The sequence below is a fragment of the Roseivirga sp. 4D4 genome (assembly GCF_001747095.1).
In the GTDB taxonomy this organism is placed as follows: Bacteria; Bacteroidota; Bacteroidia; order Cytophagales; family Cyclobacteriaceae; genus Roseivirga.
The window spans coordinates 2,194,643-2,211,052 of the sequence record NZ_MDGP01000001.1 but is presented as its reverse complement, the minus strand read 5'-3'; the positions used below and the strand labels follow the sequence as shown (position 1 = coordinate 2,211,052).

Sequence of the window (16,410 nt, the reverse complement as noted above, 5' to 3'; positions counted from 1 at the left end):
CAGATATGGAAAGGGAGAGGTGTCCGAGTGGTTGAAGGAGCACGCCTGGAAAGTGTGTATACCTCTAAAGGGTATCGAGGGTTCGAATCCCTCTCTCTCCGCACTATCAACTAAAACTTTAAGTGATAATTTCTTTTAATCATATTTATTAATAATTTAGAAATCGTTTTAACCTTATATTAATCAAAACTAGACTATGAAAAAGTTATTTTCTTTACTGATGATCCTTGGCATTTTCGCTTTTGGATTTAACGCTGTTGCTCAAGATAGCACGGGTACAGCTTCAGATACAACTGTCGTAGCAGAGCCAGATCCAATTCCAGAACAGCCGGAATATGAGATTGAAGAGGAGGCACAGTCTTTCGACCAAATTATTAAAGACAAGTTTATCGAAGGTGATCCTCAGTTTATGTCACCAGTATTGATCTGTTTGATTCTTGGATTGGCTATCGCCATCGAAAGAATTATCAGTCTTAACTTATCAACTACAAACACTCAAAAGCTATTGAGCAAAGTTGAAGACGCACTTGAGTCAGGTGGAGTTGAAGCTGCTAAAGAAGTTACTAAAAGCACTAGAGGTCCTGTGGCATCTATCTTTACACAAGGTCTAATGAGAATGTCTGAGGGCATTGAGATGGTTGAGAAATCAGTTATCGCTTATGGATCAGTTGAAATGGGTAGACTTGAAAGAGGTCTAGTTTGGATTTCACTATTTATCTCACTCGCTCCAATGCTTGGTTTCATGGGTACAGTAATCGGTATGATTGGTGCCTTTGACGCAATTGAAGCTGCAGGTGATATTTCTCCTTCACTAGTGGCAGGAGGTATTAAAGTAGCACTTTTGACAACTGTTGCGGGTCTAATCGTTGCGATTATCCTTCAGTTATTCTACAACTACTGTGTTTCTAAAATCGATTCTATCGTAAACTCTATGGAAGATGCCTCTATCTCTCTAGTAGACTTATTAGTGAAGCATAATCTTTCTAAGTAATCATTGTCAACTCTAAAAAGATAAATTATGAGTCAGGAACAATGGATTGATATTGGATTATATGGCGCGATCATTTTGATCATTGTCGCAACACTTGCGGCTATCGGAATGAATCTTGTAAACGCCTTTAGTAATCCTAAGAGCCTTGTAAAAGGTGGAATTGGAATTGGCGTACTAGCCGTTATATTCCTAATTGGTTATTCAATGGCACCAGCAGAATTTGGTGCTTCTACAGCTAAGGCATTAGAAGCCTCTAATATTGACCCAACCAGCGATGGTGCAGGATCAATGTATAAACTAGTAGGTGGAGCAATGACTACAACATTGATACTTGTTGTAATCGCTTTAGTTGGTTTGGTATACTCATCAGTAGCAAGAATCGTAAGATAATTTTATGGCAAGAAGTAAAGATAAGGGAAGTCAAGAGGTGAATGCAGGCTCAATGGCCGACATCGCATTCTTGCTTTTGATTTTCTTCCTTGTAACTACCCAGATTGCCACGAACAAAGGACTAACACTTTTGCTTCCTCCTAAACAGGAAGAAGACGAGCCAATTGAAATCAAGCAACAAGAGCGTAATCTGTTTAAAATCCAGATTAACTCTGCTGATAGACTTTTGGTAGAAGAAGAGCCGTTAGACGATGTTACGCAAATCAGGGAGATGGTATATGACTTTGTGTTGAACTTTGGAAAGCCTAGCGATAAAAAGAAAGGTAAAGCTGAAGTGAGTGACAGAGACGTATATGAGAGTTTACCAGCTTCAATGAAAGCATATATTAATCGTAGTCTAGGGTCATCTGAGTCATCTGACGGACCAGGCAGCGCGATTATATCACTGAAAGCTGACCGTGGAAGTAGCTATGATATTTTTATTAGTATCCTAGATGAACTAAACGCGGCATATAATAGAATTTATGGCGAAAGAGTCGGTTTGACTGATGAAGAATTCAGAAAGTTGAACAGAAATGACCCACGCCAGAAAGAGTTGTACGATAGAGCTAGAGCGGGTATACCGAAAGCGATATCTATTGCAGAACCATCAACAGTAGGAGGATAATATGTCTAAGTTCAAGAAAAAGAGTGAATCGAGTCAGGATATCCCCACCGCAGCTTTACCGGACATTATCTTTATGCTTTTGTTCTTCTTTATGGTAACTACCGTATTGAGAGAAACAGAGCTAAAGGTAGAGCAGAGAATTCCGCGAGCTGAACAGTTGGTGAAACTCGAAAAGAAAAAATTGGTGACATACCTTTATGTAGGTGCGCCAAAAGATAAAAGCCTTGGTTCAGAATCCAGAATTCAGGCCAATGATGCCTTCATCGGTATCGATGGTATTGTACAATGGGTGAACCAGGAGAAGTCTAAATTGAGTGAAGTAGAACGTGATCAAATCACAGTTTCAATGAAAGTTGATGAAGAGACCAAAATGGGTATCATTGTTGACATTCAGACGGAGCTGAGAGAAGCAAATGCACGTAAGATCATGTACGCTGCACCAACTAAGGCTAAGGATAATTAATCAATAACTTTTTCAAGAAAAGGGACTACCGCGTAGTCCCTTTTTTTATGCATTTTAGCGAGAGATGAGCAAGCTGAAACTTAATGACAAGCGCATAACAAATGGCTGGTGTATGTACGACTGGGCCAATTCAGTCTATTCATTAACCATCACCACAGCGGTATTTCCCATATACTTTGAAAGTGTCACAACCAGCGATGATGGAAACAAGCTGGTCGATTTTTTGGGTTGGCAGCTACCGAATACTGTGCTTTACTCTTATGCCTTATCTCTGTCCTTTTTACTGACAGCAATGATGTTGCCATTACTTACAGGTATTGCCGACTATACCGGAAAGAAGAAGACCTTTCTTAAGTTCTTTGCTTACCTGGGAGCTTCAGCCTGCGCAGCGATGTTCTTCTTCGAAGGTTCAAACATAGAGTTTGGGGTATTGATGGTCATACTGGCCAGTATCGGTTACTCAGGAGGCCTGGTTTTCTATGATGCTTACTTGCCGGAAATCGCTACCGCAGATCGGTTTGATCAATTGAGCGCTAAAGGTTATTCTCTTGGCTATATAGGCAGTGTGATTCTGCTTATACTAAACCTCTTAATGATTCAAGAACCTGAGGTGTTTGGTCTTCAGGAAGGATCCCTTCCTGCCAGAATATCTTTCCTGACCGTGGCCATTTGGTGGGCAGGTTTTGCACAAATTACGTTCAATCGTCTTCCTGCTAATCCTTTTAAGAAAACCAATACAGATCATTGGTTCAAGAAGGGATATAGAGAATTGAAAATGGTCTATAGTCAAATAAAGGAGCTGCCGAACTTAAGACGTTATGTGCTGGCCTACTTCTTTTTTAATGCTGGCGTGCAGGCTGTAATGTACCTAGCTTCACTCTTTGGCGCAAAGGAGCTTCAATTACCTACTGATGCGCTGATTAAGATTGTACTTATTATACAGCTTGTAGCTATAGGTGGAGCATATTTGTTTGCCAACCTTTCTAAAAGGAAGGGTAATGTATTCTCTCTTATGACCATGATTGTCATCTGGGTAGCAGTATGTATTCTGGCGTTCTTTGTTAATAGTGAGCTGCAGTTTTATGGGCTGGCCATAATGGTAGGTTTGATCATGGGAGGGATTCAGTCATTGTCTAGGTCTACCTATTCAAAACTCATACCCGAAAACACAGAAGATCATGCTTCCTTCTTTAGCTTTTATGATGTTACTTTCAACGTCTCTATAGTAACTGGTACACTGGCTTATGGTACCATCGAATGGCTGACTGGTTCTATGAGATATAGTGCACTTGGACTCAGTGTTTTCTTCATTATTGGATTGCTTTTAGTTAGAAGCGTGAAGGTTAGAGACATCTGATTGACCGAAACTCAATTTTTGGTATTAATCGCAAACGTTTGCAATGACATTAGTCTCTTGCAGCCTCTTTAGCTTAGTTTTTTATGATTATTATTGATTTTACAAGGATTCTGTGAATAGGATACGCCTGGTCTATGGAATCGATTTTCAAAAATTAAAAGAGCATGAAAAAACTACTTTACACTATGATTGCGATGTCATTGATGACATTCGCCATTACTTCCTGTGACAACGGGAATGCAGATTTTGATGTTGTCGATGTAGCACCAGTAATTTCTATAGCAGACCCTGGGAATGTTATTCAAGGTGCTGCTGTAAATATTGAAGTATCATTTACAGATGGTTCAGAGAACCTATCTCAGAGCACATTGGCTTCTGCTTCTTATGACCTCGTTACAGGAGGTAATTCAGTTGCGTCTGGTACTTTCACAGTATCAGGAAGAACCGCTACTGGAACAGTTACAATTGCTGGTGGTCTGGCCGCAGGAGATTATACGCTAAGCGTTACTGCTACAGATTCAAATGGCAATGCGGACACAGAATCATTTGATTTCTCAGTTACTTCTGATTTTTCTGTGGGAATTATCGGTTCGGCAACTCCTACAGGCTGGGATTCTGATACGGATTTGAACTTTGTAACGGGTACGCAATATGAAATTACTATTGCATTGACAGCTGGTGAAGCCAAGTTCAGATCAAATGATGATTGGGGTCAGAACTGGGGTGACGGAGCATTCCCGACTGGTACTGGTACTCAGGATGGTGCCAATATTCCAATTGCAACTGCTGGTACTTACTTAGTTACTTTTGATACAGCTACTGGTGCTTACTCGTTCACTGCACAGTAAGAAAAAAACACAACTACAAAAAAAAGCCCATTGATTGGGCTTTTTTTAACCCTAAAACTATGATGCGCTATTCTTTGTCTATCATTCTTCTCCTTATCACCACGAGTGTTTCCATGGGGCAGATTGTTACTTTGGAACCCTCAAATGCTAATGGAGAGCAAGAGATAAAATTGATCTTTGATGCTACCCAAGGTGATGCTGGTTTAGTAGGGGCCAGCAAAGTCTATGTACATACTGGGGTAGTGACAGACAGCCCCAATGGAACAGCCTGGACTTTTGTAAAGGGCAATTGGGGCGCTGATGATGGTATAGGTTTGATGACCAAAGTATCTGGTGAGAGTGATAAGTGGGAGATCACATTATCACCGACAGCTAGAGAATATTATGGTGTTCCTTCTGGAACTAATATGTTCAGGTTGTCCATGGTATTTAGAAATGCCGATGGTTCTTCAAAAGGTGCCGGAACACCGGGATCCATAACTGGTGGGGAGGTGGCCTCCAATGGTGATATCTATATGGACTTGAACGTTGCCAATTTTGTAACAATCACGGCACCTACGGAAGAAGATATTTTTGTTGTAGATGGTCAATCCGTGACCTTGTCAGCTGAAGCTTCAAGCGAAGTATCTGCTATGGCCATTTCAGTTGATGAAGGAAATGGCTTCGATGAAAAGGCCAGTATTACCTCTGGAACCAATATTAGTTTTGATTTTTCTCCAACCAGCAGTTTTAGAGGTTCTTTAAAGGTGACCGCTACGGTGAACGGAGAAAATTTAGAAGTAACCCAGTCACTTAATGTTAACCTCACTTCAGAAACACAAGTGTTGGCATTACCTGCTGGACTGAAAAAGGGTATCAACTATGGAGATGACCTAACTAAGGTGAGCCTGGTACTGGAAGCACCGGAAAAGGACTTTGTTTATGTCGTGGGTGATTTTAACAATTGGGAAATCAGATCAGAATATTTGATGAATGTCACACCCGATGGAGAATTATTTTGGATTGAGCTATCGGGGCTAACGCCAAACCAAGAATACGTATTCCAGTATTGGGTAGATGGAAATATTAGAATCGGTGACCCTTATGCTGATGAGGTGGCTGATCCATGGAATGACTCATTCATACCTGCAAGTGTTCATGATGACATACCCGACTACAACAAAACTGACTATGCGATTGCCACCACCTTAGAAACTGGGCAAGCTGCTTTTCAATGGGATGCTTCAGAAGACTCATGGCAAAGGCCAGCTAAAGAAGACTTGGTTATTTACGAGTTATTGGTTCGCGACTTTATCGGTACACACAGCTATAAAGATTTAATTGACACACTTGATTATATCGCTGACCTTGGAGTGAATGCGATAGAACTCATGCCGATAATGGAGTTTGAAGGCAATGAGTCTTGGGGTTATAACCCTATGTATTTCTTTGCGCCAGATAAGTACTACGGCACTAAGGATGATTTAAAGACATTTATTCAGGTTTGTCATCAGAAAGGAATAGCTGTTATTCTGGACATGGTTCTGAATCACGCTTTTGGTTTGAATCCAATGGTAAGAATGTATTGGGATGAAGCCAATAGTAAACCAGCAGCAAATAGCCCTTGGTTCAATCCTGATGCAACGCATCCTTTCAACGTTGGCTTTGATTTTAATCATGAGAGCACATATACCCAGGCTTTCGCAGATTCTGTCAATGCCTATTGGGTCAATGAATACCATTTCGATGGCTATAGATTTGATCTCTCAAAAGGGTTTACCCAAACTAACAATCCAAGTGATGTTGGAGCGTGGTCTGCTTTTGATCAAACGCGTATTGACTTGCTTACGCGAATGAGTACTAAGCTCTGGGAAACTGATCAAGAGGCTTACGTCATTCTTGAGCACTTTGCCGATGCTTCTGAAGAGAATGCTTTGGCAGCAGCGGGTATGTTACTGTGGAGGAACGTTGGTTTTCCTTACCGGAAGGCACTTGGTGGATCTACAGGAGAGACTTTTCAGGGAGCTACAGCTAATACACATGTTTCTTATATGGAAAGCCATGATGAACAAAGGCAACTATGGGAGGTCTTCCAAGAAGGCGAGGCTGAAGAAGGTTATAATACAAGAGACACTACAATCGCCTTGGAAAGGCTGAAAATGAATGCGGCTTTTATATATACTCTTCCAGGTCCAAAAATGCTATGGCAGTTTGGAGAATTGGGATATGATATTGACATCAACTTCAATGGTAGAGTAGGAAACAAACCGCTTGTTTGGGGTGAGGGAAGTCTAGGCTATTATGAAGACCCATTAAGGTCTTATACTTACGATGCCTTTGCAGCAATAATTGCCTTGCGTAACCTGATTAATGAAGAGGCTAACGTCAATTATACTTATGACTTTGCCGGTGATGAACGATCGATCAGTATTGATTCCGATGATCTAGATGTTCTAATCGTAGGAAACTTTGGTCTTTCAGAGACTACGATGGACGTTGCATATACTCAGACCGGGGATTGGTATGATTATTTTTCTGGAGAGACAGTGGCGGTTGCGGATGTTAGTGCATCCGTAGACTTGGCTCCGGGAGAGTTCAAAATATATACCTCTAATGATGTTTCAGATGGTTTTCCTGGAGCAGTTGAGGCATTCGTCAACCCAGTGACGGTCAGTCCTGCGGTTTTTGGTCCGGACGATGAAGTGACGATTACCTTTGATGCCTCTAAAGCCAGTCCTGATGGCACCAATGGTTTGGTGGGTGCTTCTAAAGTTTATATGCATGCTGGGGTTGTTTTTGACGATGTAACAAGCCAAACACTGCAAAATGTAGTGGGAACACTTACTGATGACGGCTTGGGTTTAATGACAAAAGTGGATGGAGAAGACGATAAGTGGGAGATAACAATCACTCCAACTAATTACTTTTCAATCACCAGTGGTGAAGCGGTAAGACTGGGGATGTACTTCAGAGATGCAGACAATTCTAATGTAGGCAAAGGCTTTCGAGGGTCTAATGTATTCCTTGATATGGAACTTAACGGGGCATTAATTAGTGTCTCCCCTGCAGAATTCGACCAAGACGATCAAATCACATTGACCTTTGACGCACGTTTTGGCAACCGAGGTCTGGTAGGAGAGAGCAAAGTCTATATGCACTCAGGTATAAGCTTTACCGAGGGTGGAACCGCGTTTGAAGACGGTTTTGTCATAGGGAATTGGGGGGAAGATGATGGCGTTGGCTTAATGACTAAATCTTCTGAGAATGCGAATAAGTGGCAATTGACATTTACACCAACGCAGTACTATGGGATGAGTGACACCGATATTGCTTATCGTTTAGCTATGGTATTTAGAAATGCCGATGGAAGTAAAAAAGGAACAGGGACTCCTGGAGATTTTGAAGGTGGAACGGTGATCGCGAATGGCGATATCTTCTTTGACTTTCCGATAATTAAAGAAGTCACCAGTATTGAAGATGAGTTACCTGGGTTTAACTATTACCCGAACCCCACTCAGGGTATTATTAATTTCTCTGGAGAAATACCAGGTATACCAAGGGCTGTTAAGATATTCAACATGAATGGCAATGAGGTCTTCAGTCAAAAGTTATCCCAAGGCAGAATGGAACCAGTGGATATAACAGGTTTGAAATCTGGATTGTACCTTCTCCGAATTCTTACCGACCAGAAGCGGTATACTTTAAAAGTATTGGTGCGATAGCATATTAGACTACTTAGCGCAATAAAAAAGGGGTTTAAGCCCCTTTTTTATTCAAATTTCATGTGTTTCACTGAATCGCCAGAATCTCTCAGCTCTCGAAGTGAGTCAATACCGATGTCCAAGTGCGCATTAACGTAATCCGTGGTGACCTTACTATCGCTAGCTTCAGTTTTCACGCCTTCTGGGATCATTGGATTGTCAGACACTAACAAAAGCGCTCCTCTTGGAATTTCATTTACAAAGCCCACAGTAAATAGGGTGGCAGTTTCCATGTCTACAGCCATGGCACGAATCTTCCTAAGGTACTTTTTAAACGCCTTGTCATGCTCCCATACACGTCTATTGGTCGTATAACAAGTGCCAGTCCAATAGTCTCTCTGATGCTTCTTAATCATTGAAGAAACAGCTCGCTGTAATCTAAAGGATGGAAGTGCCGGGATTTCCACGGGCATATAGTCATTACTTGTTCCCTCACCACGTATGGCAGCAATTGGAAGAATCAAATCGCCTAATTGAGTCTTTTTCTTCAAACCGCCACACTTTCCTAAGAAGAGTACCGCCTTAGGGTTGATGCTACTTAGTAGGTCCATGACGGTTGCAGCCATAGCACTCCCCATACCAAAATTGATGATGGTAATGTTTTCGGCTGTAGCGCTTTGCATCGGCCTGTCTTTACCTTTTATTTCTACATCAAATTTTTCGGAAAACATATTGACGTAGTTGATGAAGTTAGTCAATAAGATATACTCACCGAATTCTTCATTAGGTACACCAGTGTATCTGGGGAGCCAATTGTCTACTATTTCTTCTTTGGTCTTCATAGAGGTTTAATCGTAGGAGGGAATTATTTAGCTTTACCAAATGCTCGAACTCAATCTTCCTAAATACAAATATCGAATCGAACAACGGGCTGGCAAGTTAGCCATTTTCGATCCGATAAGGAAGAAGTTCATTGTATTAACCCCTGAAGAGTGGGTGAGACAACACTTTATTAATTTTCTTAATAATCACCTCAATTACCCCGCAAGCTTAACGAGTGTTGAAACAGGACATAAATACAACTCGCTGACTAAAAGAAGTGATATTATGGTCAGAAATAATGAGTTGAATCCACTGGTTTTAGTAGAATGCAAGGCAGCTTCAGTCCCTGTTAATGAATCAACGGTAAGACAGTTAGCTGTTTACAACACTCAATGTAACGCTCGATTACTTATTGTTACCAATGGTCTGGTGACATATGCTTGCCTCTGTAAATCTCCTGACGGAGAATTTGAAACGCTCGACCAAATTCCGGATTACAATAGTTTGACCGCTATGCTATGATTGATTAAATTCCTAGGTGAGTTTAATCAAGAAGATAGGCTTTCTTACTGCATTTATAATTCCATTATTGGCAGTGCTGGGGTTTTACCTGGGAGGGTATTGGAATTATCTTACGGTGGTGTTCGTCTTTGTCTTCATTCCATTAGCCGATTGGCTAATTGGGCAAGACCCAGAAAATATGACGGATGATGAAGCACGGGTTGTCTCAGAACAATTCTACTACCGCTTAATAACCTATGTCTGGACAATCTTTCAAGTCTCTTTTTTGGTTTGGGGTGCATATGTGATGGCCGACAGTAATATGGAACTTCAATATTTAATTGGGTTTGTTCTAAGCTTTGCATTGGTAACTGGCGGTATAGGAATTACTGTGGCGCATGAGCTTGGTCATAAGAAATCAAAGTTGGAAAGGGTCTATGCTCGGATCATTCTGATGACTGTGTGCTATATGCACTTTTATATAGAACACAATCGAGGACACCATGTCTATGTGGCTACACCTCGAGATCCAGCGACAAGCCGTAAGAACGAGAATTTTTATGCCTTCTGGTTTCGTTCAGTGATCGGGAGTTATACAAGCGCATGGAAGCTTGAAAGAAGTCGTCTAGAACGAAAGGGTGCGAGTTTCTGGAGTACTCAAAATGAGATGATTTGGTATACAATGCTGCCGCTGGTTTTTGCTGCCCTGCTGACTTTAATTATCAGTTTGTTCTTTGATCGAATCGTTTGGGAAGTGCCCTTGTTCTTTTTTGCTCAGAGTCTTTTGGCATTCACCCTCTTAGAGATTGTCAATTATGTTGAGCATTATGGAATAGTGCGCAAAGAGAAGTCACCTGGAGTATATGAGCGCGTAAACCCTATGCACTCATGGAACTCAAATCACAGGCTGAGTAATTTCTTTCTGTTCCAATTGCAACGTCATTCAGATCATCATGCGAATGCTATCAAAAGATATCAGGTTTTAAAGCACTATGATGAGTCTCCGCAACTTCCCTCAGGATATCCAGCTATGATACTATTGGCAGCTATGCCACCACTCTGGTTCAAGTGGATTAACCCAAAGTTGAAATCTTGGGAGGAGACAGTTTATAATCGGGCAGACTAGAGTGTCTTGTTCGCTTTTTCGTCAGCTCTTTTAGCGTGATTTTTTCGTTGAATGTTGCCCACCATATTCGCGACTGTATCTCTACTGAGTAGCCTGGGTAAGAAGGCACTCAGCTTGTTCCAAAAACCGGGAACCGCAACTACCTTTCCTTTCATTAAAGCGTTAAAAGCATATTCAGCCACAAAGTCACTGTCCATGATATTAAACTTAATGTTGGGGTCATCATTGCCATTGGCCTTAGCAAAGTTCGTTTTGGTCATTCCAGGACAGATCACAGTGGCCTTGATATTTGTTCCTTTCATCTCATTGGCCAATGCCTGAGTGAAGTTCAGTAAATACGATTTTGAGGCGTGGTAGGTAGACATTAATGGACCAGGTACAAAGGCAGCCACGGAGGCATTATTCAGAATATAGCCCTTGCCTCTGGAGATCATGCCTGGTAATAAGAGCTTAATCAGCTGTGTAGCGGTGATCATGTGAACTTGGAGCATGGCTCTATCTTTGACCCAACTGCTTTCAGCAAAGTATCCAAAGTTGCCAAAGCCAGCATTGTTGAAGATGAGATCAATTTCTAAGCCTTGGTCAGTCACGAAATCAATGATCGAAGTTGCAGCGGATTCAGCCGATAAGTCTTGGACAAAGATCTCAATATTGACGTCACTCTCATTTTTTAAGGCCTGCCTAGACTTTTCGAGTCCGTTCGCATCCATATCAACCATGACAAGGTCATAGCCCTTGGAAGCCAATAATTTACAGAATTCAAACCCTATACCACCTGCAGCACCAGTAACTAAAGCGTTGTCAGCCATCTTAATCTTTGTTCGAGGAAATTATATAAAAAAAGGAACCTCTAAAAATAGAGGTTCCTTCAATCAATACTATGAATCTTTTAAGCTAAATGTTTGTCCAAAGTAACGTATGGCAGATCGAACGCTTGTGCAACCGCTTCATACACAACATCTCCTTTGATTACATTTAAACCTTTGGCTAGTTCAGTATCATCATTGCAAGCCTTTTTCCAGCCTTTGTTAGCCAGTTGAATGGCATATGGAAGCGTGGCGTTAGTCAGTGCTAGCGTAGAAGTATAAGGCACTGCACCTGGCATGTTTGCTACACAATAGTGTAGTACATCATCGATAACATAGGTAGGCTCAGCATGTGTCGTTGGTCTACAAGTCTCAATACAACCACCCTGATCTACAGCTACATCAACTAGTACGGTTCCCGGCTTCATGTCTTTTAGCATATCTCTAGTGATCAAATGAGGGGCTTTGGCTCCAGGAATCAACACGGCACCAATGATTAAATCCGAGTCTTTGATCATCGCACGAATATTATATTCGTTAGACATCATTGTATTCACATTGGCCGGCATGATGTCGTCCAGCTCTCTCATTCTTTTCAAGCTGATGTCCATCATAGTTACATCTGCTCCAAGGCCAGCCGCCATCTTTGCAGCTTGTGTACCCACAATACCACCACCAAGGACTAAAACCTTAGCAGGAAGTACACCTGGAACACCTCCGAGTAGTTTGCCCATGCCACCAAGAGGTTTTTCAAGGTAGTTAGCTCCCTTTTGTGTGGCCATACGGCCAGCTACTTCTGACATAGGCACTAATAGAGGAAGGCTTCTATCAGCCTTTTCAACAGTTTCATAGGCCAAACAAACCGACTTATTAGCAATCATTGCCTTAGTCAATGGTTCGTAGGATGCAAAGTGGAAATAAGTAAATAGAAGTTGATCCTCTTTGATCAAATTATACTCTGATTCGATAGGTTCTTTCACCTTCATGATCATTTCAGCAATGGCATAGGTATCCTCAATTGTAGGAAGGATTTGAGCACCTGCTTTTGTGTAGTCTTCATCAGAAAAACCACTTCCCAGACCTGCTGTAGATTGAACATAAACGGTATGACCGCGCTTCGTAAGTTCAGCCACGCCAGAAGGAGTTGCTGCTACTCGATTTTCATTGTTTTTGATTTCCTTAGGTACACCAATGATCATGATAAAAGGATGTTTAATTTTTTGTGAGCGCAAATATAGTAAGCGGAGTTAACAAACGTTTGCAATTGAAATAAAAATGACTTTGTGTCCTGGTATTCAGAAGGAAATGTGATCACATCTGGTAATCTCGAAATTATGTTCTTTTTGATCAAAATTGAAAAGAATAATATTTTGTTATTTCGAATAAAATGAAATAGGAAATCGTTCAGTAATCTTTGACAAAATAATATTTTATGAATGGCAAATTTTCATGACTTAAACCAAATTTGCTTTGTCTTAATAATTGATTACTTTTGTATTCCATTTCATTGGGAAACAACCGTTCATTTTAAACTGTGAGGCCTGTGGGAGCAACGAAAAGTATTAACAAGAGAAAGGTTAGTGTAGAAGACGTCTTGAGAGACTATAGACTTGTTTTTGAAAGCAGAGAAGCGAGTTTGATTGGCCGAAAGGAAGTTTTCATGGGCAAGGCTAAATTCGGCATCTTCGGTGATGGTAAAGAATTGGCTCAGATCGCCATGGCCAAGGTTTTTCAAAATGGTGATTTCAGATCTGGTTACTACCGTGATCAGACCTTCATGTTTGCCATCGAGGGTCTTACAATTCAACAATACTTTGCTCAGTTATATGCCCATACTTCTATAGAAGCAGAACCAGCTTCTGGAGGAAGGTTGATGAATGGCCACTTTGCGAATCGTCTTCTGGACGAAAAAGGAAATTGGAAGAATCAGACAGAGATGAAAAACTCAAGTGCTGATATTTCTCCCACTGCAGGCCAAATGCCAAGACTTGTAGGCCTCGCCTATGCCTCTAAGCTCTACAGAGAGAACAAAGAACTGCACGGATTTTCTGACTTCTCAATTAAGGGGAATGAGGTGGCGTTCGGAACCATCGGTAATGCTTCTACCTCTGAAGGACACTTTTTTGAAAGTATCAATGCGGCTGGTGTGCTACAAGTACCAATGGTTATGTCTGTCTGGGATGATGATTATGGGATTTCAGTACCAAAAGAATATCACACTACGGGCGGAAGTATTTCTGATTTTCTTGCCGGAATGCAAAGGACCAAATCAAAAGCTGGTTATGAGATCATTAAGGCTAAAGGTTGGGATTATCTTGGGCTGATCGAAGCCTTTGAAAAAGGAACTAAAATTGCTCGAGAAGAGCATGTGCCAGTTTTGATTCATGTGCAAGAAATGACTCAACCCCAGGGTCACTCCACATCAGGATCGCATGAGCGTTATAAGCCGAAAGAGCGCCTTGAATGGGAGAAGGAGCATGACTGTATTGTCCAATTCAGAAAGTGGATTTTAGATAATGACATAAGTTCTGAGGAAGAAATCGATGCAATTGAAAAGGAGGCCAAGGCTACTGCCAAGCAAGCTAGACAGGATGCTTGGAATGGTTTTATCGCTGATATCAAAAGAGATCAGGATAAAGCGGTTGAAATCCTTGAAGCTTTAGGTAATGAAAGTGCTCATGGAGGCACTATTCTTCAAATTGTATCAGAACTTAAAAGTACGCTGAACTCAATTCGACTTGATACCTTTAAGGTTGTCAAAAAAGTGTTGAGAATAACGCGAAATGAAGAAACCTCAGCCAGGGCCTCATTAGTCGCTTGGTTAGAGAATGCCGATAAAGAAAACCACGCCCGTTACAGTTCGCATGTAATGAGTGAATCGGAGCATGCTTCCCTCAATGTTGAGGAAATTAAGGCTGAGTTTTCTGAATCGTCTCCTTTGGTAGATGGTCGAGAAGTGCTTCAGGCATGTTTTGATGCGGCTATGAGTCGCGATCCACGCGTGTTTGCTATTGGTGAAGATGTGGGTAAGATTGGTGACGTAAACCAAGCATTTGCTGGGCTTCAAGACAAATACGGAAAGCTCAGAGTCACGGATACCGGAATCAGAGAGACGACCATAATCGGTCAGGGAATAGGTGCAGCCTTAAGAGGACTCAGACCTATCACTGAAATCCAGTATTTGGATTATTTATTATATGCGCTTCAAACCCTTTCGGATGATTTAGCAACGCTTCAATACAGAACCGTTGGAGGGCAGAAAGCGCCACTGATTATCAGAACTAGAGGTCACAGACTGGAAGGTGTGTGGCATTCAGGTTCTCCAATAGGGATGATCTTGAACAGTCTTAGGGGTATCAATGTATTGGTGCCAAGGGATATGACACAAGCGGCTGGATTTTATAATACGATGCTCAAATCTGATGATCCGGCATTAATAATTGAATGCTTGAATGGTTATCGATTAAAAGAACGAATTCCTGACAACATTGGTGAGTTTACCGTTCCTTTAGGTAAGCCAGAAATATTGAGATCAGGTGATGATGTAACAATAGTTACTTATGGTTCAATGTGCAGAGTGGTGATGCAAGCCGCACAGGAGCTAGAAGAAGTAGGAATATCAACCGAAGTAATTGATGTTCAGACCTTACTTCCATTTGATGTAGATCATTCCATTATTGAATCACTTAAGAAGACAAATCGGGTGGTTTTCGCGGATGAGGATGTACCTGGTGGAGCTTCGGCCTATATGATGCAGAAGGTTCTGGAAGAGCAGAAAGGGTACTTGCAGCTCGATTCTCAGCCTGTGACTATAGCGGCTAAGGAACACAGACCAGCTTATGCTTCAGATGGAGATTACTTCTCTAAGCCAAATACAGAGACGGTATTTGATAAGGTCTATGAGCTAATGAGTGAGGTTGATCCAACCAGATTCCCCGAAATCTACTAGTCAGTTTGTTGAAGGAATCGTGATTCCCTGAAGAGTGAATTCCTCAGTACTGGCGACATTGCTTTCATTCAAAGCTCTGTCACGAATCTTGAATTGAAGCATAAGAGTGTCCGTCCTGAAAATGGGCAAGAATAAGCCTGAATTCATCTCGTAGGTAACCACACCCTCAATTGGGCGATCATTATCGCGAATGAAATCACAAGGATTATCTTCACTTGAAAGACAAGGGAATCTTCCATCAAATGAAATTCCACATAGTGTGGTTTCATTGGCGCTTCCTCTTGGTTGAGCTCTCATTTCTAGCTCTTCAAAAACACCATTTCTCTTTACTAAAAAATCTACCTCAATGTTGAATTGATTTTCATTGAAGTTGATTAAAAGGGTATCAAGAAAATCCTCATCGTTATTCAGGTCCAAGTTTTCTCTGTCTTCAATCACATAGTCTAGGCACGAAAAGGGAGGGTCTGTGGGTCTTTCACCAAATTCAACAAAACCGTTGGTTCCTGTTACAAGGCTGTAAGAGTTGTAAGGTGCATTGTTTTCATTCCCATCCAGGCCTAGGTCGCCATTGCCATCCGAAACATTGAAAGAAAGACTCAATACGGTTTCTTCAAAAAGGGGATCTCCCTCATTTCTGACTTGAAAGGTGACATCGTCAAAACTTATCGATGGAGCATCTGGTAAATCAGGTGGTCTATTGCAGCTGAAAGCAACGAGGCTTATTGTCGCAATAGATAGGAAAACCTTTGAATAGTAGTGCGTAATTCTCATGCAAAGCATTTAAAAGAGTACAATTATAGCAATATTTGC

Annotated in this window: 14 protein-coding genes and 1 tRNA gene; 11 read left to right on the top strand and 4 right to left on the bottom strand. The window is 41.4% G+C overall.

Annotated elements, in window-relative coordinates; translation table 11 throughout:
- Positions 1 to 13 precede the first annotated feature (13 nt).
- The 8 genes from BFP97_RS09635 (at position 14) to BFP97_RS09600 (ending at position 8,417) form a co-directional block, all read left to right on the top strand.
- Positions 14 to 101: transfer RNA gene (locus BFP97_RS09635), tRNA-Ser, on the top strand.
- A gap of 95 nt (positions 102 to 196) precedes the next feature.
- Positions 197 to 991, top strand: coding sequence for a MotA/TolQ/ExbB proton channel family protein (locus BFP97_RS09630; RefSeq protein WP_069842213.1), 795 nt, complete (start codon positions 197 to 199; stop codon positions 989 to 991).
- Positions 992 to 1,018: 27 nt separating this feature from the next.
- Positions 1,019 to 1,381, top strand: coding sequence for a hypothetical protein (locus BFP97_RS09625; protein ID WP_069842212.1), 363 nt, complete (start codon positions 1,019 to 1,021; stop codon positions 1,379 to 1,381).
- A 4-nt stretch (positions 1,382 to 1,385) separates the two neighbouring features.
- Positions 1,386 to 2,048, top strand: coding sequence for an ExbD/TolR family protein (locus BFP97_RS09620; RefSeq protein WP_069842211.1), 663 nt, complete (start codon positions 1,386 to 1,388; stop codon positions 2,046 to 2,048).
- Position 2,049: 1 nt separating this feature from the next.
- Positions 2,050 to 2,511 (top strand): ExbD/TolR family protein, encoded by a 462-nt coding sequence (locus tag BFP97_RS09615; protein ID WP_069842210.1) that lies wholly within the window; start codon positions 2,050 to 2,052, stop codon positions 2,509 to 2,511.
- Between the two features lie 64 nt (positions 2,512 to 2,575).
- Entirely contained in the window at positions 2,576 to 3,868 is a 1,293-nt protein-coding gene (locus BFP97_RS09610) for an MFS transporter (protein WP_083262498.1), read from the top strand.
- Positions 3,869 to 4,032: 164 nt separating this feature from the next.
- A complete protein-coding gene (locus tag BFP97_RS09605) occupies positions 4,033 to 4,716 on the top strand; it encodes a SusF/SusE family outer membrane protein (RefSeq protein ID WP_069842209.1) in 684 nt (227 codons plus the stop codon).
- A gap of 59 nt (positions 4,717 to 4,775) precedes the next feature.
- A complete protein-coding gene (locus tag BFP97_RS09600; protein ID WP_083262497.1) occupies positions 4,776 to 8,417 on the top strand; it encodes an alpha-amylase family glycosyl hydrolase in 3,642 nt (1,213 codons plus the stop codon).
- 47 nt (positions 8,418 to 8,464) lie between these two features.
- Here the strand turns inward: BFP97_RS09600 and BFP97_RS09595 are convergent, their stop codons facing one another.
- The gene (locus BFP97_RS09595; protein WP_069842207.1) at positions 8,465 to 9,238 is read right to left on the bottom strand and encodes an AMP nucleosidase; all 774 of its coding nucleotides are present in this window, start codon (positions 9,236 to 9,238) and stop codon (positions 8,465 to 8,467) included.
- Between the two features lie 40 nt (positions 9,239 to 9,278).
- On the opposite strand from BFP97_RS09595, the gene BFP97_RS09590 reads away from it, so the two are divergent.
- On the top strand, positions 9,279 to 9,740 hold the full coding sequence (locus BFP97_RS09590) for a type I restriction enzyme HsdR N-terminal domain-containing protein (RefSeq protein ID WP_069842206.1): 462 nt from the start codon (positions 9,279 to 9,281) through the stop codon (positions 9,738 to 9,740).
- Positions 9,741 to 9,756: 16 nt separating this feature from the next.
- Complete coding sequence (locus BFP97_RS09585) at positions 9,757 to 10,845, top strand: alkane 1-monooxygenase (protein WP_069842205.1); 1,089 nt, start codon at positions 9,757 to 9,759, stop codon at positions 10,843 to 10,845.
- Here BFP97_RS09585 and BFP97_RS09580 read toward each other — a convergent pair.
- Positions 10,842 to 11,654 (bottom strand): SDR family NAD(P)-dependent oxidoreductase, encoded by an 813-nt coding sequence (locus BFP97_RS09580; RefSeq protein WP_069842204.1) that lies wholly within the window; start codon positions 11,652 to 11,654, stop codon positions 10,842 to 10,844. The two genes, BFP97_RS09585 and BFP97_RS09580, sit on opposite strands and share 4 nt — an antisense overlap.
- A gap of 80 nt (positions 11,655 to 11,734) precedes the next feature.
- Complete coding sequence (gene ald, locus BFP97_RS09575) at positions 11,735 to 12,850, bottom strand: alanine dehydrogenase (RefSeq protein ID WP_069842203.1); 1,116 nt, start codon at positions 12,848 to 12,850, stop codon at positions 11,735 to 11,737.
- A 344-nt stretch (positions 12,851 to 13,194) separates the two neighbouring features.
- Here ald and BFP97_RS09570 point away from each other — a divergent pair, with 344 nt between their 5' ends.
- The gene (locus BFP97_RS09570) at positions 13,195 to 15,600 is read left to right on the top strand and encodes a thiamine pyrophosphate-dependent enzyme (RefSeq protein ID WP_069842202.1); all 2,406 of its coding nucleotides are present in this window, start codon (positions 13,195 to 13,197) and stop codon (positions 15,598 to 15,600) included.
- Here the strand turns inward: BFP97_RS09570 and BFP97_RS09565 are convergent, their stop codons facing one another.
- Positions 15,601 to 16,371 carry a hypothetical protein gene (locus BFP97_RS09565; protein WP_069842201.1) on the bottom strand — a complete coding sequence of 257 codons (771 nt, stop codon included), beginning with the start codon at positions 16,369 to 16,371 and terminating at the stop codon, positions 15,601 to 15,603.
- Positions 16,372 to 16,410 lie beyond the last annotated feature (39 nt).